Raw genomic sequence first — 25,943 nt, forward strand, 5'->3', positions numbered from 1 at the left:
GGGCCTTGTTTGGGGTCAGGGTTCGGTCCATAATGGCGCGCTAACATTTGCGGTGGCCCCCTCTTGGTGTCAATTCGCGAATGGTCGAAAGTCCTCTTTTAAACGTGACAAACGGAACAGTGGCAATGTCTCAAGATCTGAAAGAAGCAGCCCTTGAATATCACGCCCAGCCGCGGCCGGGTAAGCTGAGTGTCGAAATCACCAAGCCGACCCAGACCTCCCGCGATCTTTCGCTGGCGTACAGCCCCGGGGTTGCGGAACCGGTCCGCGAGATCGCAAAGGACCCCGAGAATGCATACAAGTACACTGCCAAGGGTAACCTGGTAGCCGTTATTTCTGACGGTACCGCCATCCTCGGCCTCGGCAATCTCGGCCCCCTGGCCAGCAAGCCGGTGATGGAAGGCAAGGGTGTCCTGTTCAAGCGCTTCGCCGGTATCGATGTGTTTGATATCGAAGTCAATTCCGAGAGCCCCCAGGCGTTCATTGAAACGGTTGAGCGCATTGCCGATACCTTCGGTGGTATCAACCTCGAAGATATCAAGGCGCCGGAATGCTTTGAGATCGAGCGTGCACTGATCGAGAAGTGCGATGTGCCGATCTTCCACGACGATCAGCACGGTACGGCCATCGTAACTGCAGCCGGCATGATCAATGCCCTCGAGCTTCAGGGTAAGAAGATTGAAGAGGCCAAGGTGGTTTGTCTGGGCGCTGGCGCTGCCGCTATCGCCTGTATGAAGCTGTTGGTCAGCTGCGGTGTTCGCTCCGAGAACATCTACATGCTGGATCGCAAGGGTGTGATCCACTCCGGGCGTGACGACCTGAACCAGTACAAGGCCATGTTCGCCAACGATACCGACAAGCGTACCCTGGATGACGCAATTGACGGTGCGGATGTGTTCCTGGGGCTGTCTGGCCCTGACCTGTTCACTGTTGAGCAGTTGAACAAGATGGCTCCGAACCCGATCGTATTTGCGTGCTCCAACCCGGATCCGGAAATCAAGCCGGAACTGGCCATGGCAGCCCGGAATGACCTGATCATGGCGACAGGCCGTTCTGATTATCCAAACCAGGTTAACAACGTGCTTGGCTTCCCGTTCATTTTCCGTGGTGCGCTGGACGTTCGTGCGACTGCCATCAATGAAGAGATGAAGGTTGCTGCGGTTCACGCTATCCGGGAGCTGGCCAAGGAGCCGGTACCCAAGGAGATTTGCGAAGCCTATGACGTAGACAGCCTGGAGTTCGGCAAGGACTACATCATTCCCAAGCCGATGGATGTTCGTCTGCTGGAAGTGGTGCCTGCTGCCGTCGCCCGTGCTGCGGTTGATTCCGGTGTGGCTCGCAAGGGTTATCCGGCGCACTATCCGCTCAAGTCCATGGACGATATTCGCTGAGTTTCAGCGAACTGAGCCCACAAAACCGACGGTGAGAGCCGTCGGTTTTTTGTGGGTGATCGCTTCAGAACAGGTTGCGGGGCAGGTTGGCGTCGTCTTTGCCGCCGCTGAGGCCGTTTCCGGCCTGCTCTTCGGGGACGTTGTCAGAGCGGAACACTTCCTGGATAGCGTTGTCCTGCTCCGGTGCTGCCCGTTCGCCTGTTCTGGGATCAATCCTGACCTGCACGATACCGCCCGGGCGTGCCATTTCCGATTCTGGTGTGCCTGCGAGGGCCTCACTCATATAGTCCATCCAGATCGGAAGGGCCGCCGTGCCGCCGAATTCCCTGAAGCCCAGGGTCGCTGGCTGGTCAAACCCTACCCAGGTGGTGGTGGCGATCTCATGGTTGAATCCTGAGAACCAGGCATCTTTCTGGTCATTGGTCGTGCCGGTCTTGCCGGCCAGGTCATTCCGTTCCAGTCCTCGGGCCTTGGTGGCTGTGCCCCGCGTGATCACATCCTTCAGCATGGAATGCAACAGGTATACCGACTGCTCATCCGCCAGGCGCTCTGCCACACGGATAGCCGGGAAGCCGACAATGGGGTCAGGCCGGTTTTCCCTCAGGCGGTCGCAATCGGTGTCGCACAGGATGGCCGGTGATGCTTCGTAGAGTACCTCGCCCTGACTGTTCTCAATGGTCTGAATCAGGTAGGGCTGAACGTCGTAGCCGCCATTGGCGATGACTGCAAAGCCGCGAGCCATGTCCATCGGCGTCAGGGAGCCGCTGCCCAGTGCCAGGGAAAGTTCCCGTGGCAGGTCATCCGTAGGTAGCTTCAGCTTGTCCAGGAAGGCAATGGTTTCATCCACGCCCAGGTCCTGGAGCAGGCGAATAGAGACCATGTTCCTGGAGCGATAAAGGGCCTCCCGCAATCGGGTGGGGCCGAGAAATTCACCGCCAGAGTTTTTGGGACGCCATCCCGGTTCTGTTTCACTGCCTTCCTGCACGATGGGCGAATCGTTATAAATGGTGGCGGGCGTCATGCCCTGGTCCAGTGCTTTCAGGTAAATGAAGGGCTTGAAAGTGGAGCCGGGCTGGCGGCGGGCCTGGATAGCGCGGTTGTACTTGGTCTGGCTGAAGCTGTATCCCCCCGAAAGGGCGCGGATGGCGCCGGTTTTCGCCTGCAGGGATATCAGGGCGCCTTCCACGTCGGGTATCTGGGCCAGGGTCATGGGAACCGGGGCGATTACAGGCGCTTCGTTCTCCCCCGAGTTTGTTTCTTCGGCGAGGTTATCACCGCTTTCGGTCGGTTCCGACGATTCACTGGGGGGCTGGCGGCGCACGTAGACAATATCGCCTTCTTCAAGCACATCCGAGACCCTGCCGGGTTCCGGGCCCATGGCGTTTGCCGTACGGTAGGCCCGCGCCCAGGTCATGGTTTCGAAGGGAATAAACCCTTTGCCAAGGTGACGGGACCAGGCCTCTGCCCGCTGTTCTTCGTCGCTGACCCGGGTAATGATCACCGGATAGAGTTCTTCAACCCTTGGGTAGGCTTCGAGTACCTCCTGGTAGGTTGCCTCGTCTCCCGGTAGCTGGTTCGTGGTGCCGGCGGGTCCGCGGTAACCGTGGCGACGATCGTAGGCTTCCAGTCCCTGCTGCAGCGCGCGGGTTGCTGCTTGCTGGTCCTCGCTGTTCACCGTCAGGGTGACCCGGAAGCCGTCGTTATAGGCCGAATCCCCATACCTGGCCACCATTTCTGCCCGCGCCATCTCGGCGACATAGTCAGCGTCCACTTCGGTGGGTGTGGTGTTGTAGCGGGCCGTGAGCGGCTGGGAGCGTGCCTCGTCACGCTGCTCTTCGGTGATATAGCCAAGCTCTGCCATTCGGCCGAGGATCCAGTCCCGGCGAATCCTGGCCCTTTCCGGGTTGGCCAGGGGATTATACGCGGAGGGGGCCTTGGGCAGGCCCGCCAGCATGGCCATTTGTGCCAGATTGAGTTGGTCCACGGGCTTGCCATAGTAGACCTGGGAGGCGGCAGCCAGGCCGTAGGCCCGATTGCCGAGATAGATCTTGTTCAGGTACAGCTCGAGTATGGTCTGCTTGTCGAGCTCCTTCTCGATCTGGAAGGACAGCAGGATTTCATTGAATTTCCGTGCGAAGGTGCGGTCCCGGGTGAGGAAATAGTTTCGCGCCACCTGCATGGTGATGGTGCTGCCGCCTGACTGGATCTCCCCGGTTGAAGCCAGTTCGACGGCCGCCCGACCAAGGCCGATGAAGTCTACGCCAAAGTGTTCATAGAAGCGGGAATCCTCCGCGGCGAGGAAGGCCTGGAGCTGTTGTTCGGGGATTTGGTCGATTGTGACAGGCGTCCTTCTCTTTTCCCCGAATTCTGCTATTAATTTGTCGTCCGTTGAGTAGATCCTGAGAGGCGTCTGCAGCCGGGTATCGAGTAACTGGTGCACTGCCGGGAGCTCTGGGCGCAGGTGCAGGTAGAAGCCGGCGGCAACCAGCATGGCGGAGCTGGCCCCGAAAATGGTCAGCCAGATAAAGAAGCGTGATGCTGTAATCAGTCGGGACATTTTTTTCTGACAACTGTTGGCTATAAGTCTATCATTTGAGAAATTGCTTTAGGTGTTAAAGGGAGTCAATGCTCCCGCAACCTCTCAAAACAACGAGGGGGCATTGTAGACCTAATAGCCCGGAAATTCTCTTACATAAAAAACATATAAATGGAACTGCTGCGCAGTATTAGAAGAACCATAGCGTAAAAGGCAGTCAGGCCAGGGTTTTACGGCCGGAGCCCGGCGATACGCCAGGTGCAAGGTTGTCCAGGTATAAGGTGAGCGCGTGTTCGGATTATCAGGAAAAAAGTCCAGTACCGTGCTGGGAGTGGATATCAGTTCCAGTTCGGTAAAGCTGCTGGAGCTCTCGAGGCAGGGCAGTCGCTACAAAGTGGAAAGCCATGCTGTCGAGCCGCTACCGGCAAATGCGGTTGTAGAGAAGAACATTACCGATGTGGAGGCAGTTGGTGACGCCATCAAGCGCGTCGTCAGCAAGGCCCGTACCGGTGTAAAGCAGGCTGCCGTGGCGGTTTCCGGGTCAGCGGTGATCACCAAGGTGATCCAGATGAATGCCGGACTCAACGAGTTCGAGCTGGAAGACCAGATCGCACTTGAAGCGGACCAGTATATTCCCTATCCCCTGGACGAAGTCGCCATCGACTTCGAAGTGCAGGGGCCCTCCGAAACCAATCCCGACCAGGTCGACGTCCTGCTGGCGGCATGCCGGAAGGAGAACGTCGATATCCGCGAGGATGCCCTGGACATAGCCGGGCTCACTGCGAAGATTGTTGACGTCGAGGCCTATGCGCTCGAGCGGGCATACAGTCTCATCGAACCCCAGCTGGAGTCCCACGGTGAAGAGCTGGTGGTCGCCATTGTCGACGTGGGCGCTACCATGACCACCCTTAGCGTCCTGGCCGGTGGCCAGACAGTTTACACCCGTGAGCAGATTTTCGGCGGCAAGCAGCTTACCGAGGAAATCCAGCGTCGTTACGGATTGTCTGTTGAAGAGGCCGGCCTTGCCAAGAAACAGGGAGGCCTCCCGGATGACTACGAGAGTGAAGTGCTCGAGCCATTCCGGGAAGCGGTAGTGCAGCAGGTGGCTCGGGCCTTGCAGTTCTTCTTCGGCGCCAGCCAGTACAATGCGGTGGACTATGTATTGCTGGCCGGCGGAACCGCCTCGATTACGGGTCTCGCCAGCATGGTAGAGGAAAAGACGGCCACCACCACGATCGTCGCTAATCCGTTCTCGGATATGGCCGTTGGCTCCCGGGTGAATGCGTCCGCACTCACCAACGACGCCCCCTCGCTGATGATTGCCTGTGGACTGGCGATGAGGAGCTTTGACTAATGGCCAAGATTAACCTGCGTCCCTGGCGCGAGGAGCTCAGGGCAGAGAAGCAGAAGCGGTTCGTGGCCACCTTGCTGGGGGCCGCCATTGTCGCTGCCGGTCTGGTGTTTCTCTGGAAAACCGATATGGATAACCGCATCGCCTACCAGGAGTCTCGCAACGACTACATCGAAGCGGCATCCCGCCAACTGGACAGCCAGATCAGGGAGATCGAAGAACTTCGCAAGAAACGGGAAGAACTGCTCGCACGGATGGAAGTTATCCAGGATCTCCAGGGCAAGCGCCCGGTAATCGTGCGTGTATTCGATGAGCTGGTGCGAACGCTTCCGGAAGGTCTGTTCTACACCGAACTGAGCAAGACCAACGAGCAACTGGCTATCAACGGGATGGCTGAGTCCAATAGTCGGATTTCCAGCCTGATGCGCAATTTTGAGCGGTCCGAGTGGTTTACCAACCCCAACCTGACCAATGTGGCTGCAGCGGATGACCGCCGTGCCGGCTACAGCGCCTTTGACCTGTCGGTCAACCAGACCACTCCTGAGCCGGAAGAGGAGAGCAACCAGTGAGCCTGTCGGACTCTCTCAAAAGCCTGAACGAATTTGACATCAATGACCTGGATATCAATAACGCCGGTATCTGGCCGGCGCCGGTCAAGTTCATCGTTATTCTCATCCTTGTCGGCCTGATCGTCGGTGGCGGTTACTGGTTCTTCATCAAGGATCAGTATGCCCAGCTGGAGCGGGTGGAGCGCCAGGAGGCAGAGCTTCGCCAGGAGTATGAGCGCAAGGCATACCAGGTGGCCAACCTGGAAGTGTTCAAGCAGCAGATGGTAGAGATGGAAGAAACCTTCGGCGCCCTGGTCCGACAGCTGCCCAGTGATACCGAGGTACCTGGCCTGCTGGAGGATATCACGAACACGGCGCTGGGTAGTGGCCTGTCCCTGCGGGAAATACAGTTGCAGGCGGAACAGAAGCGTGACTTCTACATCGAGCTGCCGATCAATATCCAGGTCAGCGGCTCCTACCATGAGCTGGCCTCCTTCGTCAGCAGCGTTGCGGGCCTGCCCCGTATCGTCACGCTACATGATTTCACCATCACACCAAGAAGCGGTAACGCGGATCAGCTTGATATGCAGGTTGTCGCCAGAACCTACCGCTACCGGGCTGGAGAATGAGCATGGCAAGACAGCATGCAATTAAAGCCTGGCTGGGTATCTGTCTGACGGCTGCGCTCGCCGGCTGTACCCAGGGAGGCGACTTTTCGGATCTTGATCGTTTCATGGAAGAGACCCGGGCCAAGCCGCGGGGTCATGTGGAACCGCTGCCGGAGTTTCAGGCCTACGAGGCCTTTACCTATTCCGCGGCTGATCGCCGGGCGCCCTTTGAGCCGCCTATCGATGTCCAGCTGACCATGCTCGATGAGCAGCCCGAAAGTACGGTTGAACCGGATCTCGATCGTCCGAAGGAAGTGCTCGAGAACTACGGTCTTACCGAGCTGGAAATGGTGGGTACCCTCACCAGCGCAAATGGCAACCTGTTTGCGTTGATTGAAGACGCTGATGGTGGGATTCACAGGGTGCGTAACGGCAACTATATGGGTACCAACTACGGCCGCATCATCGGAATCAGCGAAACCCGGGTTGAGCTGCTGGAAATAGTGCCCAACGGTTCGGGGGGATGGGTTGAAAGGCCCCGATCCCTGTCCCTGGAAGAAGAAGGCTAAGGAGCGGCGCGCATGAATACACGTAGAAACTGGCAAGAAACACAAGTTTTGGGGTCGAGGCTAGCGATGTTCAGAAAATTCACGGTATGGATGAGCGCGGCGGGACTGGCAATGGCTGCCGGTATCGCTAACGCGGCAACGCTTCAGGACGTGGAGTTTTCCTCGCTCTCTGGCGACCGCACCGAGGTGGTGTTGAGTTTTGACGAGACACCACCGGAACCTTCCGGTTACACCATCGAGCGGCCGGCGCGGATTGCCATTGACCTGAAAGGTACGGTGAGCGGTCTCGACAGCCGCAACATGTCCCTGGGTGATGGCAATACCCAGAGCATGACAGTGGTGGAAACACAGGATCGGACCCGCCTGATTTTCAATCTCGTGGAGCTTGCGCCCTACGACACTGAAGTGAGCGGGAACCAGTTGGTCATCACCATCGGCGATGCTGATTCCGGGGCAGCTGTCGCCGGTTCCGGTGGCTCGGATTCCGTGGAAACAGCCTCGAGTGGTACCCGTACTTCCACCTCGGCTCGGGTATCCGGTGACGCTATCACGGGGGTTGATTTCCGCCGAGGAGCTGACGGCGAGGGGCGGGTAATCATCGACCTGTCCAACAGCCGCGTTCCGGTAGCGCTCAATGAGCAGGGTGGCCGCATCCGGCTGGTTATGGATGCCACAGAGGTTCCCAACGACCTTCGCCGGCGACTGGACGTGACCGACTTTGCCACTCCGGTGACCCGGGTTGACACCTTCACCGAAGGTGGTGATGCGATTGTCGAGATACGCCCAGAGGGCGCCTACGATTACCTGGCCTATCAGTCCGGCAACCGCTTTACCGTGAGTGTCGAGAAGCTGACCGAAGAGGAAGCCGAGCGTCGTCGCGAGGAGAAGTTCCCATACACTGGCGACAAGCTCTCCCTGAACTTCCAGGACATCGAAGTGCGCTCGGTGCTGCAGCTGATCGCCGACTTCACCGGCCTGAACCTGGTGGCCAGTGATACGGTATCCGGCAGCATTACCCTGCGCCTGCAGAATGTACCCTGGGACCAGGCGCTGGACCTGATCCTCAAGACCAAGGGGCTCGACAAGCGCCAGATTGGTAACGTACTCCTGGTCGCACCGGCCGAAGAAATTGCTGCTCGCGAGCGGCTGGAGCTGGAAACCAATAAACAGATTGCCGAGCTGGCTCCGGTTCGACTGGAAATTATCCAGGTCAACTACGCCAAGGCCGGGGATATCGTTGGCCTGATCGAGCAGGATGAAGAGCTGATTTCGGACCGTGGCTTCATCTCCTCCGATGTGCGCACCAATACCATCAGTGTGCGTGAGACTGCCGATAAACTGGAAGAAATCCGCAGGCTGGTGAACACCTGGGATATCCCCGTACGCCAGGTTTCCATTGAGGCCCGCATTGTCCGCGCCCAGACTAACGTAGCCGAGAGCCTGGGGGTTCGTTGGGGGGGTGGTTACCTTGATCCGGATGGCAGTAACACACGTTTTGGCAGTGGATCCATCGAAGGCAACGAATCACTCTGGAACGATAACGAGATTGTTTTCCCTGATGCACTTGCGGTAGATCTGGGTGTTTCCGACGCCGGTGCCTCGTCCTTCGCGATTGGCCTGGGTGGTGCTGACTTCCTGGTCGAACTTGAACTGTCTGCGCTCGAAAGCGATGGCAAGGCCGAGCTTGTTTCCCAGCCGAAGGTTGTCACCGCTGATCGTCAGACAGCGACGATCAAGTCCGGTGAAGAAATTCCCTACCAGAAAGCGACCTCCAGTGGTGCCACTTCAGTATCCTTCAAGGAAGCTGCACTTTCCCTGGAAGTGACTCCACAGATAACGCCGGATAACAAGATCATCATGGATCTTCGGGTGAACCAGGATTCCCGGGGCCAGGAGACCGCTGGTATTCCGAGTATCAATACCAATGAGGTCACCACCCAGGTTCTCGTGGGCAATGGCGAAACCGTTGTGTTGGGTGGTATCTTCCAGTCTGAAATCGCCACGACCGTCACCAAGACGCCGTTCCTCGGTGACATTCCCTACGTGGGGGCGCTGTTCCGTCGTACCGAGAATATTGACGAGCGAAGCGAACTGCTGATCTTCATCACACCGAAGATCATGAGGGGCGATCTGATCGATTGATCCTTGCCTCGCCTGAAAAGCCGCCGCGTAACACCGGCGGCTTTTTTGTGTTTTATGCTATTCTCACCCGCCTGTTCAATGGGGAGTCGAAGCAACATGCCGTTACCAAGACGAATCGTGCTGGTCGGGCCCATGGGGGCGGGTAAGAGCACGATCGGTCGCCAGCTGGCCCGGGAGCTGGGTTATCATTTCCTGGATTCGGATCGCATGATCGAGGAACGCTGCGGCGCTGATATACCCTGGATCTTTGATGTCGAAGGTGAAGAGGGCTTTCGGCAGAGGGAATCTGCGATGATCAAGGAGCTGTCCGAAGTAGGTGCATCCGTGCTGGCTACTGGTGGTGGCGCTGTGATGAAGGACGAGAACCACCCGTTCCTGAAGCAAGATGCGGTGGTGGTGTACCTGAAGGCGTCCCTGGATCAACAGATCGAACGTACCCGCAAGGATCGCAACCGGCCACTTTTGCAGAACGATGACCCGGAGGGTGTCCTGCGCCGGCTCTACGAGTTGCGGGACCCCATCTATACAAGGCTGGCGGATGTGGTGATGCTGACGGACCGGAAGAGTCCGCGCCTGGTGGTACGCCAGATTCTCAACCGGATCAACCCGCGTACTCCCCGTCAACGAAGGAAGGTCAGGAAAGAGGGCAGGAATAATGACTGAGACAACAGTCCAGGAATTGCAGGTTGAGCTCGGCGACCGCAGTTACCCGATTCTCGTGGGTGCGGGTCTCCTTGGCTCAAGGGATCTGACCCCCTGGGTTGCCGGCAAGCGGGTCATGATCGTGACCAATGAAACCGTGGCACCCCTGTACCTTGAAAAGGTCCGCAAAAACTTCCCGGGCTGCCAGGTGGACGAGGTGATCCTGCCTGACGGTGAAGCCTACAAAACCTGGGACACCCTTAACCGGATATTCGATGCCCTTCTGGAAAACCGTCATTCCCGGAAAACCACCCTGGTGGCCCTCGGGGGCGGCGTTGTCGGCGATATGACCGGGTTTGCGGCGGCCTGTTACCAGCGTGGTGTGGATTTTATCCAGATACCCACCACCCTGCTGGCCCAGGTAGATTCATCTGTCGGCGGCAAGACCGGTATCAATCACCCGTTGGGCAAGAACATGATCGGGGCATTCCATCAGCCCCGCTGCGTACTTATCGACACAGATACCCTGCAAAGCCTGCCCTCCCGGGAAGTGTCTGCTGGCCTGGCCGAGGTTATCAAATACGGACTTATCCGTGATGCCCGGTTCCTCGCGTGGCTTGAGGAGGCGATGCCGCGATTAACCGCGCTGAATGCAGAGGCCCTGACCGAAGCCATCTACCGGTCATGCGCCTGCAAGGCAGAGGTAGTTGCACAGGACGAGCGGGAAGGTGGACTTCGGGCCATCCTGAATCTTGGGCACACCTTCGGGCATGCCATAGAGACCTGGGCAGGGTATGGCAACTGGCTCCATGGTGAAGCGGTTGGTGCCGGGATGGTGATGGCCACGGACCTTTCCCGTCGTAGTGGCTACCTTACCGAGGCCGACCAGGCGCGTGTGGAAAAGCTGGTGAAATCGGCCGGCCTGCCGATCCTGCCACCGTCCGGTATGACCCCGGATAACTTTATGAACCTGATGGCTGTCGACAAGAAGAATGTTGACGGCCAGTTACGCCTGATCCTGTTGCGCAGTCTGGGCGAAGCGGAAGTGACCGACAGTTTCGCTGCCGCCGACCTGGCATCCACCCTGGCAGAGCTATGCCACTGACTGATCTGGCCAGGTACCCGGCATGAGCGAGAGCATTACTGGCCTGGAAGGGGGAGGGCTTTTCCCCCGGCTACAGGAGCGTTACGGACTCAACAGCGACCCCCTCGCCATGGAGGCGCCATTCTATCCCGGCGCCCAGCGTCAGCATGCACTGGAAACCCTTCGCCACCTGTGTGGCTTTGGTGATATGGCACTGGTGCTCACCGGTGCCCGTGGTGCTGGCAAGACCCGGTTACTGGGTGAGCTGGTGCGCAGCGAAGGTGCTCGCCTGGAATTCCTGCGCCTGCAGTCCGGCCGGCTCGACTCCCCTGAAACCCTGGTGCGCACCCTCTACCAGGGCATCGGCCGCGACAGGCCCGAGGGACTGTCGGCTCGCGAAGCATTACGAGCTTTTATGGTGCTCTCCGAGGAAGCTACACGAAAGGGACGCAGGCAGGTGTTGCTGCTGGACGATGCGGACCAGGCTTCAGAAAACACTCTCGGACTTCTACTGGATAGCTTCCTCGACAGCAATCGATCGACCTCCGCCGTGCCAGTATTTGCGGGCGGGCCGGACCTGCCGGGACAGCTTGGGCTGGGTGATGACCTGCGAGGGGGCGCAGCGCACAGGATCAACCTGCCGGATTTCGGCCAGGACGATATCCGACAGTACCTGGAGCCTCGCGTTGTCCGAGCCGGTGGTAAGCCCGAGGTATTACTGTCTTCACGGCGCCTGAGTCAATTGCAGGTGCTTAGTCAGGGCAGCCCGGGTCGGCTCCAGCGAGTGGCCCCGGCAGTCTGGCTGGATATGGCGTCAACCGGCGGCCGCAGGCCAGGCGAGTCCGGTAAGGGGGTGTTGTCGCCGCTGCGCTGGGTTGGCCTTGCCGTGGTCCTGTTGGGGGCTTCCTGGTGGTTTGTGTCTTCCCGCTATGATGACAGCGTCCGTCAGGCGGCAGAGCCTGCAGTGAACGAACCGTCTCCCACCCGGGCCATTGTCACGGTGGGACCTGGTAATCCGGAAGAGGATCCCGGGCTGCTGGAGGCTGAGCCGGTTGACCCGTCCGGAGCAAACCTTTCAACTGTTCCAGAGCCAGAGCCAGAGCCAGAGCCAGAGCCAGAGCCAGAGCCAGAGCCAGAGCCAGAGCCAGAGCCAGAGCCAGAGCCAGAGCCAGAGCCAGAGCCAGAGCCAGAGCCAGAGCCAGAGCCAGAGCCAGAGCCAGAGCCAGAGCCAGAGCCAGAGCCAGAGCCAGAGCCAGAGCCAGAGCCAGTATTTTCACCGGGACTTCCCCAGCGATTTGTCACCATCGAGTCTCTGAGGGCGCGTGATGGCTGGACCTTGCAGTTGGTGGCTGGCAACCTGGAACAGACCATTTTAAACGTCATTGCCCGTGCCCCGGCTGATGAACAACTCTCCTATACCCTTGGCGAGCGGAATGGCCAGCCATGGTTTATGCTGGTTTATGGTCAGTATCCTACCCGCGAGGCCGCCCGGTCGGCGGCCAACCGATTACCGGACAGCCTGGGGCTGAGTGATTCCTGGGTAAGGGCTTTCGAGAGCTTCTGATGCACTGAGTTGGTGCAGCATTGCGGCCGAAAATCCACTAACCCAGGAAAAGTTGTCTACGTATTTCTACGTGTGTAGAATCCCTTCCCCCTTTTTTTCGGTGTCGGCTCATTTTTTGCACTATCTTGGTGCGCAAGGGGCTGATGAGAAAGCTTTTACATGCGAGAGAACGCTTATGACAACAGGCTTGTATCATCCCGGCGAGTTCCGGGACAACTGTGGTTTCGGCCTGATCGCCCACATGAAGGGCGAGGCAAGCCATAAACTGTTGCAGACCGCTATCGAGTCCCTTACCTGCATGACGCATCGGGGGGGCATCGCAGCAGATGGCAAGACCGGCGATGGTTGTGGGCTCCTCATCCAGAGCCCCAAGACCTTCCTTCAAAAAGCTGCCCAAGCAGCGTTCGGAAAAAAACCTGGCGACCTATTTGCAGTTGGCCAGGTTTTTTAGCCCCGGACGAAGCCCGTGCCGCGGCCGGACGCCAGGCTGTCGAGAAGCACCTGGTTGAACAGGGCCTGGAAATTATGGGCTGGCGAGAGGTGCCGGTAGACGACAGTTGCCTCGGTCCCATGGCCCTGGATTGCCTGCCACGCATTGAGCAGGTCTTCGTTGAACCGGGTGGCAAGAACGAACGGGATTTCGATATCAGCCTGTTCGTCGGCCGGCGCCATGCCGAGCGTGATATGGCTGATGACGATGAGTTCTACATCTGCAGCCTGTCTCACCGGACCTTGGCCTACAAGGGCCTGATGATGCCCGCCGACCTGGCCAACTTTTACCCGGACCTTGGTGACCCGGACCTGGAAACCGCCATCTGTGTGTTCCATCAGCGCTTTTCCACCAACACCATGCCCAGGTGGCCCCTGGCCCAGCCGTTCCGCCTGCTGGCCCATAATGGCGAGATCAACACTATCGATGGCAACCGTAACTGGGCCATTGCCCGGGCGGCCAAGTTCAGCTCGCCCGAACTGCCGGACCTGCAGACCCTGCAACCACTGGTCAACCTGACTGGCTCGGATTCGTCCTCTATGGACAACATGCTGGAAGTGTTGCTGGCTGGAGGTGTGGACTTGTTCCGGGCGGCGCGGATGATGATTCCGCCTGCCTGGCAGAACGTGGACACCATGGACTCGGAGCTGCGGGCCTTCTACGAATACAACTCCATGCACATGGAACCCTGGGATGGCCCGGCTGGCCTGGTATTGTCCGATGGTCGCTATGCGGTCTGTATGCTGGACCGTAATGGTCTGCGGCCGGCCCGCTGGGTTGTCACAAAGGATGATTTCATCACCCTGGCTTCCGAGATCGGTACCTACCATTACGAGCCGGAAGACGTCGTCGCAAAGGGCCGTGTCGGGCCGGGTCAGATGCTGGCCGTGGACACCGAAAGCGGCGAAGTACTGCATACCCAGGATATCGACAAGCGCCTCAAGAGCGCCCAGCCCTACAAGAAGTGGCTGCGGGAAAATGCCCTGCGGGTTGAGTCCACACTGAACTCCGATACACCGGAGTTCCGCCTGATGGACAACGACGAATTGCAGGTGCACCAGAAGATTTACATGGTGACCTACGAAGAGCGTGACCAGGTGCTGCGTCCGCTGGCCGAAAGCGGTCAGGAAGCGGTTGGCTCCATGGGGGATGACACGCCGATGGCGGTGCTCTCGAGCAAGGTTCGCCATGTGGCAGATTACTTCCGGCAGAAGTTCGCCCAGGTGACCAACCCGGCCATCGACCCGCTGCGGGAAGCCGTGGTCATGTCCCTGGAAACCTGTCTGGGTGCCGAGCGAAACGTCTTTGAGGAAGGCCCGGAGCATGCAAACCGGGTGATCCTGACGACGCCGGTGCTGTCGCCGGCCAAGTTTCTCCGCATTGAAGGTAATGACCGGCCTGGTTTCGAAGTGGCGAAAATTCCTCTCAGCTACAGCCCCGAGCGTGGGCTGGAGAACGGGATCCGTGATATCTGTGACGCTGCCGAGAAAGCGGTGCGTGATGATGGCAAGGTGCTGCTGATCCTGTCCGACAAGGATCTGAAACAGGGTGAGTTGCCCGTCAACAGCCTCATGGCCACTGGTGCGGTCCACCATCACCTGGTGCGCCAGGGGCTGCGCTGTGACTCCAACATTATCGTCGAAACCGGCTGGGCCCGAGATCCACACCACTTTGCCGTGTTGCTGGGCTTTGGCGCCACCGCCGTCTACCCATACCTCGCCTACCAGGTGATCAATGACCTGATCCGCACCGGCGAAATGTTGGTGGATCCCATTGACGCCAAGAATAACTACCGCAAGGGCATCAACAAGGGCCTGCTGAAGATCCTCTCCAAGATGGGGATCTCCACCATTACCTCTTACCGGGGCGCCCAGCTGTTCGAGGCCATCGGTATTGCCGATGAGGTGGTCGACCTGTGTTTCCGGGGCGTACCCAGCCGTATCCAGGGTGCAACCTTCTACGACTTCCAGCAGGACCAGGAGCAACTGGCGGCCACCGCCTGGAAACGTCGCAAGCCCATCACCCAGGGCGGCCTGCTCAAGTATGTGCACGGCCAGGAATACCATGCCTTCAACCCGGACGTGGTCCGTACCCTGCAGGATGCAGTAACCAGCGGTGATTACGGCCAGTACCAGGAGTACGCCGGCCTGGTGAATAACCGACCCGTAGCGACCCTGCGGGACCTGTTCGGATTCCGGGACGGCATTAAACCCATAGACCTTTCGGAAGTGGAGCCGGTGGAAAAGATCTTCCCCCGTTTTGACTCCGCCGCCATGTCCCTGGGTGCCCTGTCGCCAGAGGCCCACGAAGCCCTGGCCGTGGCCATGAACACCCTGGGTGGTCGTTCCAACTCCGGTGAGGGCGGCGAAGACCCGGCCCGTTACGGCACCGAGCGCCGCTCCAAGATCAAGCAGGTGGCTTCTGGCCGCTTCGGCGTCACCGCAGAGTACCTCCGCAGCGCCGATGTCATGCAGATCAAGGTGGCCCAGGGCGCCAAGCCTGGTGAAGGCGGGCAGTTGCCCGGTGGCAAGGTGAACGCCCTGATCGCACGGTTGCGCTACTCGGTGCCCGGGGTGACTCTGATTTCACCGCCGCCGCATCACGACATCTACTCCATCGAGGACCTGGCGCAGCTGATCTTTGATCTCAAGCAGGTGAACCCGGAGGCGCTGGTGTCAGTCAAGCTGGTGTCGGAACCCGGTGTTGGTACGATCGCGGCGGGCGTTGCCAAGGCCTATGCGGACCTGATCACGGTATCCGGCTACGACGGCGGTACTGCGGCCAGTCCGCTGACCTCCATCCGTTACGCAGGTTCCCCCTGGGAACTGGGCCTGAGCGAAACCCAGCAGGCCCTCCGGGCCAATGATTTGCGGGGCAAGATCCGCCTGCAGACTGATGGTGGCATCAAAACTGGCCTGGACGTGGTCAAAGGCGCCATTCTCGGTGCCGAGAGCTTTGGTTTCGGGACCACCCCCATGGTCGCACTGGGCTGCAAGTACCTACGTATCTGTCATCTGAACAACTGCGCCACCGGTGTGGCCACCCAGGACGACTACCTGCGGGAGGAGCACTTCAAGGGTACCGTGGAAATGGCCATGAACTTCTTCCGCTTCGTGGCGGAGGAAACTCGCGAATGGATGGCGAAGCTGGGCGTTCGCAGCCTGGAGGAACTGGTGGGTCGCGTTGACCTGCTGGAGCGCCTGCCGGGCGACACCGAGCGCCAGAAGCGCCTGGACCTGAGTCGCCTGGTCAGTAATGACCATATCCCGGCCGACAAGCCGCAAACCTGCCAGGTGGAGCGTAACACCCCGTTTGACGAGGGCGCGCTGGCAGAGCAGATGGTCAAGGATATCCGTAATGCCATTGTGGAGAAATCCGGCGGTGCATGGAGCTACAAGGTCACCAACTGTGACCGTTCCATTGGTGCCCGCTTGTCTGGTGAGATCGCCGCTCTTCATGGCAACCAGGGCATGGCCGATGCACCCATCACCCTGGACCTGAAAGGCACCGCTGGCCAGAGCTTCGGTGTGTGGAACGTCGCAGGCCTGAACCTGGTGCTGGAAGGCGATGCCAACGACTATGTGGGCAAGGGCATGACCGGCGGCAAGCTGGTGGTGCGCCCGCCGCGGGTGAGCACCTTCCAGTCCCAGGAAACCGCCATCATCGGTAACACCTGCCTGTACGGTGCTACCGGCGGCAAGCTGTTTGCTGCCGGTACCGCAGGTGAACGGTTTGGTGTTCGTAACTCCGGTGCCCATGCGGTAGTGGAAGGCGTTGGTGATCACGGTTGTGAGTATATGACCGGCGGCATGGTCGCGGTACTTGGCAATACCGGGTATAACTTCGGTGCCGGTATGACCGGTGGCTTTGCCTATGTGCTGGACCAGTCCAACACCTTCGTGGATAAATATAACCATGAGCTAGTAGAGATCCAGCGTATCTCCCGGGAAGACATGGAGCCCTACCGTAACTACCTGCGGAGTGTGATCCGCGAGCACGTGACGGAAACGGCAAGCGAGTGGGCAAGCCACCTTCTGGAGAATTTCGACGACTACGTAGGCCGTTTCTGGCTGGTCAAGCCAAAGGCTGCCAGCCTGAAGACCCTGCTGGCCAGCACCAGGGCCCGCCCGGAGTAAGCGCCGGGACAAGGTTTTTCGCCGACCCGTCCAAGTCGGGTCGGCGCGTCGAAATTAAGATGATGAGAGCATCACCATGAATGAACGACTGAACAACGATTTCCAGTTTGTCCAGGTTGGGCGGGTTGACCCGAAGAAGGTGCCCGCCAGCAAGCGCCGCAAGAACTTCGGCGAGATCTACTATCAGTTCAAGCCGGCGGACGCCAGCAGCCAGGCTCACCGTTGCCTGGAGTGCGGCAATCCATACTGCGAGTGGAAGTGTCCGGTCCACAACTACATCCCGAACTGGCTCAAGCTGGTGTCGGAAGGCAACATCATGCGGGCGGTGGAACTGTGTCATCAGACCAACTCCCTGCCGGAAGTCTGTGGTCGCGTCTGCCCCCAGGATCGCCTGTGTGAGGGTGCCTGTACCCTGAATGACGGTTATGGCGCCGTGACCATCGGCTCGGTGGAAAAGTACATCACCGACACGGCCTTTGCCCTTGGCTGGAAGCCAGACCTGTCTGACGTCAAGTGGACGGACAAAAAGGTGGCTGTTATTGGTGCAGGTCCGGCAGGCCTGGGCTGTGCTGATATCCTCGTGCGCAATGGCGTCAAGCCCGTGGTTTTTGACCGTTACCCGGAAATCGGCGGCCTGCTGACCTTCGGCATCCCCGAGTTCAAGCTTGAAAAGACGGTCATGACCCGTCGTCGCAAGGTGTTCGAGGAAATGGGCGTGGAGTTCCGGCTTGAAACCGAGGTGGGCAAGGACATCCAGTTGCAGGACATCATTGATGAATATGACGCCGTATTCATGGGCATGGGCACCTACACCTATATGAAGGGTGGCTTCCCTGGTGAAGACCTGCCAGGGGTTTACGACGCCCTGCCGTTCCTGGTTTCCAACGTGAACCGTCGCCTGGGCTTCGAAAAGGACGCCGGCGAGTTCATCGATGTGAAAGGCAAGCGGGTGGTTGTCCTCGGTGGTGGTGACACCGCTATGGACTGCAACCGAACTTCCATTCGACAGCAAGCCGCCAGCGTTACCTGCGCCTATCGTCGGGACGAGGCTAACATGCCTGGTTCCCGCCGGGAGGTGGCCAATGCCAAGGAAGAGGGTGTGAAGTTCCTGTTCAACCGTCAGCCTATTGCCATCATCGGTGAAGACCGGGTGGAAGGCGTGAAGGTGGTCCAGACCCAGCTGGGCGAGCCAGACGAAAATGGCCGTCGTCGCCCGGAAGTGGTGCCTGGTAGTGAGGAAGTTATTCCCGCTGACGCGGTGCTGGTGGCATTCGGTTTCCGCCCGAGCCCGGCGGACTGGTTCAGCGAGCTGAAAGTGGACACCGACGATTCCGGCCGGGTCAACGCACCGGAGGAGTCGGAGTTTGCTTTCCAGACCTCCAATCCCAAGATCTTCGCCGGCGGCGATATGGTGAGAGGTTCTGACCTCGTGGTCACCGCGATCTGGGAAGGCCGCCAGGCTGCCGAGGGTATCCTGGATTACCTGGACCTGTAAGACAGTCCAATTAACGGCTGATCCGTATCAAAAGGGCAGCACCATTCCGGTGGCTGCCCTTTTTTATTGTCGCAAACGCGTTATCATTGCGCGCATCATGACCAGTGGAAAACGGGCAGGTCCCTTTCCTTCTGGCCAGTCAGACTCCGAAGATCAGGACCCGATATGAGCGAACTGCAGAACGACCGCTTCCTCCGCGCCCTCATGCGCCAGCCCGTAGACCGCACCCCCGTCTGGATGATGCGCCAGGCCGGTCGTTACCTTCCGGAATACCGCGCGACCCGGGCCAAGGCCGGGGACTTCCTCAGCCTGTGCAAGAACACACCGCTGGCCTGCGAAGTCACCCTGCAGCCCCTTGAGCGTTTTCCGCTGGATGCGGCGATCCTGTTCTCGGACATCCTGACGATCCCTGACGCCCTGGGTCTTGGGCTGTACTTCGAAACCGGCGAAGGCCCCAAGTTCCGTAATGTGATCCGCTCCGAAGCCGACGTTGCCGCTTTGCCGAATTTGAAGGCCGAAGTAGACCTGGACTACGTCATGAACGCGGTTTCCACCATTCGTGGCGCACTGAACGGCCGCGTGCCCCTGATTGGCTTCTCCGGCAGTCCGTGGACCCTGGCGACGTACATGATCGAGGGTGGCTCTTCCAAGACCTTCTCGGAAGCGAAGAAGCTGATGTACGGCCAGCCTGACGTCATGCACCGGTTGCTGGACCACCTGGCGGACTCGGTGATCGATTATCTGAACGGCCAGATCCGGGCGGGCGCCCAGGCGGTGCAGATTTTCGATACCTGGGGTGGGGTGCTCAGCAGTTGGGCCTACCAGGAGTTCTCTCTGGCCTATATGAAGAAGATCGCCGATGGCCTGATCCGCGAGAACGACGGTCGCCGGGTGCCGCTGATTATCTTTACCAAGAACGGCGGTCAGTGGCTGGAGTCCATGGCGGAGTCCGGGGCCGATGCCCTGGGGCTGGACTGGACCACGGATATCGGCAACGCCCGCGCCCGTGTCGGCGACCGGGTAGCCCTGCAGGGCAACATGGACCCGGCAATGTTGTATGCGCCGAAGGAGCGGATTCGCCAGGAGGTGGCCGATATCCTGAAGCGCTACGGCTCAGGGCCTGGTCACATCTTCAATCTCGGCCACGGTATTACACCGGATGTGGATCCGGAGCATGCCGGGGCGTTTATTGAGGCGGTTGTCGAGTTGAGTGGGGAGTATCATCGCTAGGGGTTTGTGTTCGACTCTTTGTACCCTAGCCTGGGTGTGGTTAGTAGCCTGAATGGCTTGGTGTCTGGGCGGTAACCCTTTTGCTGGACAGGTCTGCATGTACCTCTTTGCAGATTTCACCAGTGTTAGTAGCCTGAAGGTGGGGTGCTTGGGCCACCGGGCCGATAACACTTTTCCGGACACGCCGTGGATCCATCCATGGAGGCTCTTCAAAAACCTTCAATGCTAATTGCTCCTGCGTCGCATTGAAGGTCCAGGGCTGGCCATCCATGGCCAGCCCGTGAAACGCTTACGCGTTCCACCCCTGTTTTTGAAGGTCCGGAAAAGTGTTCTCAACCCGATGTCCCTCTAACGTCGGAGATATCGCGAAATTATTCCATGAGGTGGTTTAGTTCGCGATCCAACAAGGCTTGGTCTCCCAGATTCAATTCGACCAAGCGTTTGAGGTGGGCAGCGCTCTCCAGGTCTATATATTCGATCTTGAAGCCTAGCCGATCTGGCTCGATATGGCGCAGGGTAACCGCCATCACAATGGCGCTTTCATGGTCGTTCAGGTGGACCGTCAATTCGCAGGGTTCACCTTCAGATGCTGCCCAGCCCGGCGGCCGACTCACCAGGGCACCCTTCAGCGAAATATCCAAAACCTCTGCAGTTTGAACATCGTCCTGCCAGTAAAGCTCGCATGGTGCATCGAACGAAATTCGTTGAAAACGGCGTTTCTCTGGTTCTTTCTCGGCCATGCCATCACTCCGGGCCATCGTTGTTGTCTTCTCGACTATAGACCTCCGGAGCTACTGAATCCACTGAGGTCCTTACCAGCAATGAGTAGCCATGGTTGGCGATAACGCCAGAGGTTAGAGGGACATCGGGTTGAGAAAACTTTTCCGGACCTTCAAAAACAGGGACGTTTTTGAAGAGCCTCCATGGATGGATTCACGGCGTGTCCGGAAAAGTGTTCTCTGCCCGGTGGCCCCGGCACCGCGCCTTTTAGGCTACTGATCCTGCCGAGACCTGCAAAGAGGTCGTCCGGGCAGAGATTATCGGCCTGGCACCCAGGCACCAAGCCATTCAGGCTACTTACGCAGTCGAGTTCCAAGCGGAAGTGTTCACAGCGCGTCTGGGGACGCCTGACCGATCCAGTACACCCCACATCCAAGGCTGGGGTGCCAGGACCAATCAAAGCTCCTCAAGAGCCGACAACGCCTCACTGAGTTTGGTAACCGGAATCACCTTCATCCCCTCAATGGCCTTGCGGGGTGCATTGGCCTTGGGAACCAGTGCCCGGGTAAACCCGTGCTTGGCGGCTTCGTAGATGCGCTCCTGCCCGGAAGGCACCGGGCGAATCTCGCCGGACAGGCCCACCTCACCAAAAATTACCAGATCCTGGGGCAGGGCGCGGTCGCGGAAGGACGAAACTATTGCCGCCAGCAGGGCCAGGTCAGCGCTGGTCTCGGCGACCTTGACGCCGCCCACCACATTCACAAACACATCCTGATCCGCCACATGCATGCCGCCATGACGGTGCAGCACCGCCAGCAGCATGGCCAGCCGGTTCTGGTCCAGGCCCACTGCTACCCGGCGCGGATAACTGCCCTGGGCCATATCCACCAGTGCCTGGATCTCCACCAGCATGGGTCGGGTGCCTTCCCAGACTACCATCACCACGCTGCCCGGTGCCGCCTCCTCGCCACGGTTCAGGAAAATGGCGCTGGGGTTCTTCACCTCTTTCAGGCCCTGTTCCAGCATGGCGAACACACCCAGCTCATTGACTGCGCCGAAGCGGTTCTTGATGCCCCGCAGGGTGCGGTAGCGGCTGTCGCTGGAGCCTTCCAGAAGGATGGAACAGTCGATCATATGCTCCAGCACCTTGGGGCCGGCCAGGCTGCCATCCTTGGTGACATGGCCCACCAGGAAGAGGATGGTGCCGGTCTGCTTGGCGAAGCGGGTCAGGTAAGCGGCGCTTTCCCGCACCTGGGAGACAGAGCCCGGTGCCGACTCGATATCGGCTACGTGCATCACCTGGATACTGTCCACTACCAGGATCTTCGGCTTCTCGGCTTCCGCTACCTGCAGGAGTCGCTCCACGCTGGTTTCCGACAGCATTTTCAGGTCCCCGGTGGGAACCCCAAGGCGCTTGGCACGCATGGCCACCTGTTGCAGGGATTCCTCGCCGGTGACATACAGTGCCGGAGTCTTCTCGGCCAAGTGGCATACCGCCTGCAGCAGCAACGTACTTTTACCGGCGCCCGGATGGCCACCCATCAGCACGGCAGAGCCTTCCACCAGGCCGCCGCCCAGCACCCGGTCGAACTCCTGCATGCCGGTGCTGATGCGGGGCTGTTCCGCAAGGCTCACTTTATCAAGGCTTTGCACCGCCGACAGGCTGCCGGCGAAGCCTTCGAAGCGGGCGCCGCGGGCACCCCTGGTGCTGCTGCCGCCGACACCGCGAACTTCGCTGATGGTGTTCCAGCCATGGCAGGCGCCGCACTGGCCCTGCCACTTGGAATAGTCAGCACCGCACTCGGTGCATACGAAGGCTGTCTTGGATTTTGCCATGGGTGAATCCTTACTGGATCGCCCCCTCACCCCAACCCCTCTCCCGCCAGGGGGAGAGGGGCTCACTCCGGAGTGTCTTTCAGACTCCGCTCTCCCTTGAGGGGAGAGGGGATGAGGGTGGGGCAGGCAGCTATGAAGTTTGAGCTTACGCCAGCTTCTTGTACTTCATGCGCTTGGGCTGCATGGCAGAGTCCCCCTTGCGCTTCTTGAAGTCTTCATCGTATTCGGTGAAGTTGCCTTCGAAGTACACCACATCGCCGTCATCTTCGAACGCCAGGATGTGGGTGGCTACCCGGTCCAGGAACCAGCGGTCGTGGGAGATGACCAGCGCGGAGCCGGGGAAGTTCAGCAGCGCTTCTTCCAGGGCGCGCAGGGTTTCCACGTCCAGGTCGTTGGTGGGTTCGTCCAGCAGCAGTACGTTACCGCCCTGTTTCAGCAGCTTGGCAAGGTGCAGGCGGTTACGTTCACCACCGGAAAGGTCGCCAACCCGCTTCTGCTGGTCGGTACCCTTGAAGTTAAAGCGGCCAACATAGGCCCGGGACGGAGTCTCGTAGTTGCCCACCTTGATGATGTCCTGGCCGTCGGACAGCTCTTCCCACACAGTGTTGCTGCCGTCCAGGTCACGCATCTGGTCCACGTAGGCCAGTTCCACGGTTTCGCCAATCTCGATCTCACCGGAATCTGGCTTGTCGTAACCGCCAATCATCTTGAACAGGGTGGATTTGCCGGCACCGTTACCACCGATGATGCCGACAATGGCACCCGGTGGAACGCTGAAGGACACGTCCTCGTAAAGAAGGCGATCACCGAAGGACTTGCTGATGCCATTCACCTCAATGACCTTGTTGCCCAGGCGGGGACCCGGTGGAATGTACAGTTCGTTGGTTTCGTTGCGTTTCTGGAATTCCTGGGAACTCATCTCCTCGAAGCGGGCCAGGCGGGCCTTGCTCTTGGACTGACGGCCCTTGGCATTGCTGTGAACCCACTCCAGTTCCTGCTTGATGGCCTTCTGGTGGGAGGCCTCCTGCTTGGATTCCATCTCCAGGCGCTTTTCCTTGTTCTCCAGCCACTGGCTGTAGTTGCCTTCGAACGGAATACCGTGGCCGCGGTCCAGTTCCAGGATCCAGCCGGCCACGTTGTCGAGGAAGTAGCGGTCGTGGGTAATAGCCACGACAGTGCCATCGTAGTCGTGCAGGAAGCGCTCCAGCCAGGCCACGGATTCCGCGTCCAGGTGGTTGGTGGGCTCGTCCAGCAGCAGCATATCCGGGCCAGAGAGCAGCAGGCGGCACAGGGCTACCCGGCGACGCTCACCACCGGAGAGCACCTTGACCTTCTGGTCCCACGGCGGAAGACGCAGGGCGTCGGCCGCCACTTCCATCTTGCGCTCGATGTCGTGGCCGTCGGTGGCCTGCACAATGGCTTCAAGCTCACCCTGCTTCTTGGCCAGCTCGTCGAAATCCGCATCCGGCTCCGCGTACGCGGCGTATACCTTGTCCAGTTCCGCCAGGGCTTCATGAACATGGGAAACGGACTCGTCCACGATTTCCTTGACGGTTTTCTCTTCGTCCAGCTCAGGCTCCTGGGGCAGGTAACCCACCTTGATACCGGGCTGGGGGCGGGCTTCGCCGATGTAATCCTGGTCTACGCCGGCCATAATACGCAGCAGGGTAGACTTACCGGCGCCGTTCAGGCCCAGTACACCGATCTTGGCGCCGGGGAAGAAGCTCAGGGAAATGTCTTTGAGAATCTCGCGCTTGGGCGGAACCACCTTGCCCACGCGGTTCATGGTATAAACGTATTGGGCCATGTTGGCTGTGTCCTCTTTATACTGGTTTGCCACGGAATCCACGGCCCTTCGACAGGCTCAGGGCGAGCGGGCAACTCAATGACTCTTTTGCCACGAAATCCACGAAAGAACACGAAATAGTCCGTTGATTGACTGAAAGACGCGACTGTTTCGTCTTTCCCTTTCGCATCCTTTCGTGGATTTCGTGGATTTCGTGGGAAAACCACATCCAGGTTTTTGTGTTCGCCCTGAGCCTGTCGATCTTTGCGTTCGCCCTGAGCCTGTCGAAGGGCGTGTTCTTCGGTGGCAAAAAGCTTTAATGCAGGCCAGAACGTCGCCTGCTGGAAATCAGAACCCCGTAAGGTATCTAAACCTATTGGGGATAGCAATTGAGGCAGAGCGGAATAGCCCCGTGTGCCGGTATCTGCGGACGGTATAAAGGATGATTTTCCACCCGCTTTCGGGATAGAATAGCGGCCCAATTTTTCAGGGGTTCCGGTGGCGCGGATGCGCTTCAGGGCCAGCCATACAGACAGGGGCAGCACATCCATGTTTAATCGTGATATGAAAATCGCCGGTTTCGATGACGAACTGTGGAACGCCATGCAGGCAGAAGAGCAGCGCCAGGAAGCGCACATCGAGCTGATCGCGTCTGAAAACTACACCAGCCCGCGGGTGATGGAAGCCCAGGGTAGTGTGCTGACCAACAAATACGCCGAAGGTTACCCCGGCAAGCGCTACTACGGTGGCTGCGAGTTTGTCGATATCGCCGAGGAACTGGCCATCTCCCGTGCCAAAGAGCTGTTCGGCGCGGCTTACGCCAACGTGCAGCCCCATTCCGGATCCCAGGCCAACTCTGCCGTATTCATGGCACTGCTCAAGCCGGGTGACACGGTACTGGGTATGAGCCTGGCCCACGGCGGTCACCTGACCCACGGTGCTACCGTCAACTTCTCCGGCAAGATCTATAACGCCGTGCAGTATGGCATCAATAACGAGACCGGCCTGATCGATTACGATGAGGTTGAAGCGATGGCGGTCGAGCACAAGCCGAAGATGATCATTGCCGGCTTCTCCGCCTACTCGCAGGAGCTGGACTTTGCCCGCTTCCGTGAGATCGCCGACAAGGTGGGTGCCTACCTGTTTGTCGACATGGCCCATGTGGCTGGCCTGGTAGCCGCCGGCGTCTATCCGGACCCGGTTCCCTATGCACATGTGGTGGCGACCACTACCCACAAGACACTGCGCGGTCCCCGTGGTGGCCTGATCCTGGCCTGCGATGATGAAGGCCTGCAGAAAAAGCTGAACTCGGCCGTGTTCCCGGGTGGTCAGGGCGGTCCGCTGATGCACGTCATTGCGGCCAAGGCTGTGTGCTTCAAGGAAGCCATGAGTGATGACTTCAAGACTTACCAGCAGCAGGTGGTCAAGAACGCCGCCGCCATGGCTGAGGTGTTCATCGAGCGCGGCTATGACGTGGTTTCCGGTGGCACCAAAAATCACCTGTTCCTGGTCAGCCTGATCAAGCAGGACATTACCGGTAAGGACGCAGACGCCGCCCTGGGTCGCGCCCATATCACCGTCAACAAGAACGCGGTTCCCAACGACCCGCGTTCACCATTCGTGACTTCCGGTCTGCGGATCGGTACCCCGGCGGTAACCACCCGCGGCTTCGGTGAGAGTGAATGCCGGGACCTGGCAGGCTGGATGTGCGATATCCTCGACAACCTGGAAGACGAGGCCACCATTGAGCGGGTTCGTGGACAGGTTGAAGCGGTGTGTGCCCGGTTCCCGGTCTACGCCGGCTAACAACGGCAG

17 protein-coding genes and 1 pseudogene are annotated in these 25,943 nt (G+C 59.2%); 13 read left to right on the plus strand and 5 right to left on the minus strand.

Annotated elements, in window-relative coordinates:
* Nucleotides 1–125 precede the first annotated feature (125 nt).
* Nucleotides 126–1,391, plus strand: coding sequence for a malic enzyme-like NAD(P)-binding protein (locus LJ360_RS04850; protein WP_264995438.1), 1,266 nt, complete (start codon nucleotides 126–128; stop codon nucleotides 1,389–1,391).
* A 64-nt stretch (nucleotides 1,392–1,455) separates the two neighbouring features.
* Here LJ360_RS04850 and LJ360_RS04855 read toward each other — a convergent pair whose 3' ends face one another.
* On the minus strand, nucleotides 1,456–3,939 hold the full coding sequence (locus tag LJ360_RS04855) for a penicillin-binding protein 1A (protein WP_413774416.1): 2,484 nt from the start codon (nucleotides 3,937–3,939) through the stop codon (nucleotides 1,456–1,458).
* 277 nt (nucleotides 3,940–4,216) lie between these two features.
* Here LJ360_RS04855 and LJ360_RS04860 point away from each other — a divergent pair, with 277 nt between their 5' ends.
* The 11 genes and pseudogenes from LJ360_RS04860 to hemE all read left to right on the plus strand — a co-directional run bounded on the left by LJ360_RS04860 (nucleotide 4,217) and on the right by hemE (nucleotide 19,786).
* Nucleotides 4,217–5,281, plus strand: coding sequence for a pilus assembly protein PilM (locus tag LJ360_RS04860; RefSeq protein WP_091851301.1), 1,065 nt, complete (start codon nucleotides 4,217–4,219; stop codon nucleotides 5,279–5,281).
* The gene (locus LJ360_RS04865; RefSeq protein ID WP_264995441.1) at nucleotides 5,281–5,847 is read left to right on the plus strand and encodes a PilN domain-containing protein; all 567 of its coding nucleotides are present in this window, start codon (nucleotides 5,281–5,283) and stop codon (nucleotides 5,845–5,847) included. Before LJ360_RS04860 ends, LJ360_RS04865 begins: the two co-directional genes overlap by 1 nt.
* Nucleotides 5,844–6,455: a type 4a pilus biogenesis protein PilO gene (locus tag LJ360_RS04870; RefSeq protein ID WP_091851307.1), complete on the plus strand. Its 612-nt coding sequence runs from the start codon at nucleotides 5,844–5,846 to the stop codon at nucleotides 6,453–6,455. The genes LJ360_RS04865 and LJ360_RS04870 overlap by 4 nt, the downstream gene beginning before the upstream one ends.
* Before the next feature lie 2 nt (nucleotides 6,456–6,457).
* Nucleotides 6,458–7,003: a pilus assembly protein PilP gene (locus LJ360_RS04875; RefSeq protein WP_091851310.1), complete on the plus strand. Its 546-nt coding sequence runs from the start codon at nucleotides 6,458–6,460 to the stop codon at nucleotides 7,001–7,003.
* Nucleotides 7,004–7,069: 66 nt separating this feature from the next.
* Nucleotides 7,070–9,145 carry a type IV pilus secretin PilQ gene (gene pilQ, locus LJ360_RS04880; protein WP_264995442.1) on the plus strand — a complete coding sequence of 692 codons (2,076 nt, stop codon included), beginning with the start codon at nucleotides 7,070–7,072 and terminating at the stop codon, nucleotides 9,143–9,145.
* 96 nt (nucleotides 9,146–9,241) lie between these two features.
* The gene (aroK, locus tag LJ360_RS04885; RefSeq protein ID WP_091851315.1) at nucleotides 9,242–9,808 is read left to right on the plus strand and encodes a shikimate kinase AroK; all 567 of its coding nucleotides are present in this window, start codon (nucleotides 9,242–9,244) and stop codon (nucleotides 9,806–9,808) included.
* On the plus strand, nucleotides 9,801–10,892 hold the full coding sequence (aroB, locus tag LJ360_RS04890; RefSeq protein WP_264995443.1) for a 3-dehydroquinate synthase: 1,092 nt from the start codon (nucleotides 9,801–9,803) through the stop codon (nucleotides 10,890–10,892). The genes aroK and aroB overlap by 8 nt, the downstream gene beginning before the upstream one ends.
* Before the next feature lie 22 nt (nucleotides 10,893–10,914).
* Nucleotides 10,915–12,435, plus strand: a complete 1,521-nt coding sequence (locus LJ360_RS04895) for an AAA family ATPase (protein WP_264995444.1) — start codon at nucleotides 10,915–10,917, stop codon at nucleotides 12,433–12,435.
* A gap of 175 nt (nucleotides 12,436–12,610) precedes the next feature.
* Nucleotides 12,611–17,061: pseudogene (gltB, locus tag LJ360_RS04900) on the plus strand (glutamate synthase large subunit).
* A gap of 76 nt (nucleotides 17,062–17,137) precedes the next feature.
* Nucleotides 17,138–18,556 carry an FAD-dependent oxidoreductase gene (locus tag LJ360_RS04905; RefSeq protein WP_248235456.1) on the plus strand — a complete coding sequence of 473 codons (1,419 nt, stop codon included), beginning with the start codon at nucleotides 17,138–17,140 and terminating at the stop codon, nucleotides 18,554–18,556.
* Between the two features lie 165 nt (nucleotides 18,557–18,721).
* Nucleotides 18,722–19,786, plus strand: coding sequence for a uroporphyrinogen decarboxylase (gene hemE, locus LJ360_RS04910; protein WP_091851327.1), 1,065 nt, complete (start codon nucleotides 18,722–18,724; stop codon nucleotides 19,784–19,786).
* A 371-nt stretch (nucleotides 19,787–20,157) separates the two neighbouring features.
* Here the strand turns inward: hemE and LJ360_RS04915 are convergent, their stop codons facing one another.
* The 4 genes from LJ360_RS04915 to LJ360_RS04930 form a co-directional block, all read right to left on the minus strand.
* Nucleotides 20,158–20,526 (minus strand): PilZ domain-containing protein, encoded by a 369-nt coding sequence (locus LJ360_RS04915; protein ID WP_091851330.1) that lies wholly within the window; start codon nucleotides 20,524–20,526, stop codon nucleotides 20,158–20,160.
* A gap of 436 nt (nucleotides 20,527–20,962) precedes the next feature.
* Nucleotides 20,963–22,342 carry a DNA repair protein RadA gene (gene radA, locus LJ360_RS04920; RefSeq protein ID WP_248235492.1) on the minus strand — a complete coding sequence of 460 codons (1,380 nt, stop codon included), beginning with the start codon at nucleotides 22,340–22,342 and terminating at the stop codon, nucleotides 20,963–20,965.
* A gap of 145 nt (nucleotides 22,343–22,487) precedes the next feature.
* Nucleotides 22,488–24,149: an energy-dependent translational throttle protein EttA gene (gene ettA / locus LJ360_RS04925; RefSeq protein WP_264995446.1), complete on the minus strand. Its 1,662-nt coding sequence runs from the start codon at nucleotides 24,147–24,149 to the stop codon at nucleotides 22,488–22,490.
* Nucleotides 24,125–24,679, minus strand: a complete 555-nt coding sequence (locus LJ360_RS04930; protein ID WP_264995447.1) for a hypothetical protein — start codon at nucleotides 24,677–24,679, stop codon at nucleotides 24,125–24,127. The genes ettA and LJ360_RS04930 overlap by 25 nt, the downstream gene beginning before the upstream one ends.
* Here LJ360_RS04930 and glyA point away from each other — a divergent pair.
* Nucleotides 24,678–25,934: a serine hydroxymethyltransferase gene (glyA, locus tag LJ360_RS04935; protein ID WP_248235497.1), complete on the plus strand. Its 1,257-nt coding sequence runs from the start codon at nucleotides 24,678–24,680 to the stop codon at nucleotides 25,932–25,934. The genes LJ360_RS04930 and glyA overlap by 2 nt on opposite strands.
* The last annotated feature ends 9 nt before the right edge of the window (nucleotides 25,935–25,943 follow it).

The organism is Marinobacter sp. AN1 (assembly GCF_026013985.1).
Lineage (GTDB): Bacteria > Pseudomonadota > Gammaproteobacteria > Pseudomonadales > Oleiphilaceae > Marinobacter > Marinobacter segnicrescens.

Coding starts and splice junctions, on each gene's coding strand:
- hemE (WP_091851327.1), top strand. CDS start 18,722: ATGAGCGAACTGCAGAACGACCGCTTCCTCCGCGCCCTCATGCGCCAG.
- LJ360_RS04875 (WP_091851310.1), top strand. CDS start 6,458: ATGGCAAGACAGCATGCAATTAAAGCCTGGCTGGGTATCTGTCTGACG.
- LJ360_RS04865 (WP_264995441.1), top strand. CDS start 5,281: ATGGCCAAGATTAACCTGCGTCCCTGGCGCGAGGAGCTCAGGGCAGAG.
- LJ360_RS04915 (WP_091851330.1), bottom strand. CDS start 20,526: ATGGCCGAGAAAGAACCAGAGAAACGCCGTTTTCAACGAATTTCGTTC.
- aroB (WP_264995443.1), top strand. CDS start 9,801: ATGACTGAGACAACAGTCCAGGAATTGCAGGTTGAGCTCGGCGACCGC.
- pilQ (WP_264995442.1), top strand. CDS start 7,070: ATGTTCAGAAAATTCACGGTATGGATGAGCGCGGCGGGACTGGCAATG.
- LJ360_RS04895 (WP_264995444.1), top strand. CDS start 10,915: ATGAGCGAGAGCATTACTGGCCTGGAAGGGGGAGGGCTTTTCCCCCGG.
- ettA (WP_264995446.1), bottom strand. CDS start 24,149: ATGGCCCAATACGTTTATACCATGAACCGCGTGGGCAAGGTGGTTCCG.
- glyA (WP_248235497.1), top strand. CDS start 24,678: ATGTTTAATCGTGATATGAAAATCGCCGGTTTCGATGACGAACTGTGG.
- radA (WP_248235492.1), bottom strand. CDS start 22,342: ATGGCAAAATCCAAGACAGCCTTCGTATGCACCGAGTGCGGTGCTGAC.
- LJ360_RS04930 (WP_264995447.1), bottom strand. CDS start 24,679: ATGGATGTGCTGCCCCTGTCTGTATGGCTGGCCCTGAAGCGCATCCGC.
- aroK (WP_091851315.1), top strand. CDS start 9,242: ATGCCGTTACCAAGACGAATCGTGCTGGTCGGGCCCATGGGGGCGGGT.
- LJ360_RS04850 (WP_264995438.1), top strand. CDS start 126: ATGTCTCAAGATCTGAAAGAAGCAGCCCTTGAATATCACGCCCAGCCG.
- LJ360_RS04905 (WP_248235456.1), top strand. CDS start 17,138: ATGAATGAACGACTGAACAACGATTTCCAGTTTGTCCAGGTTGGGCGG.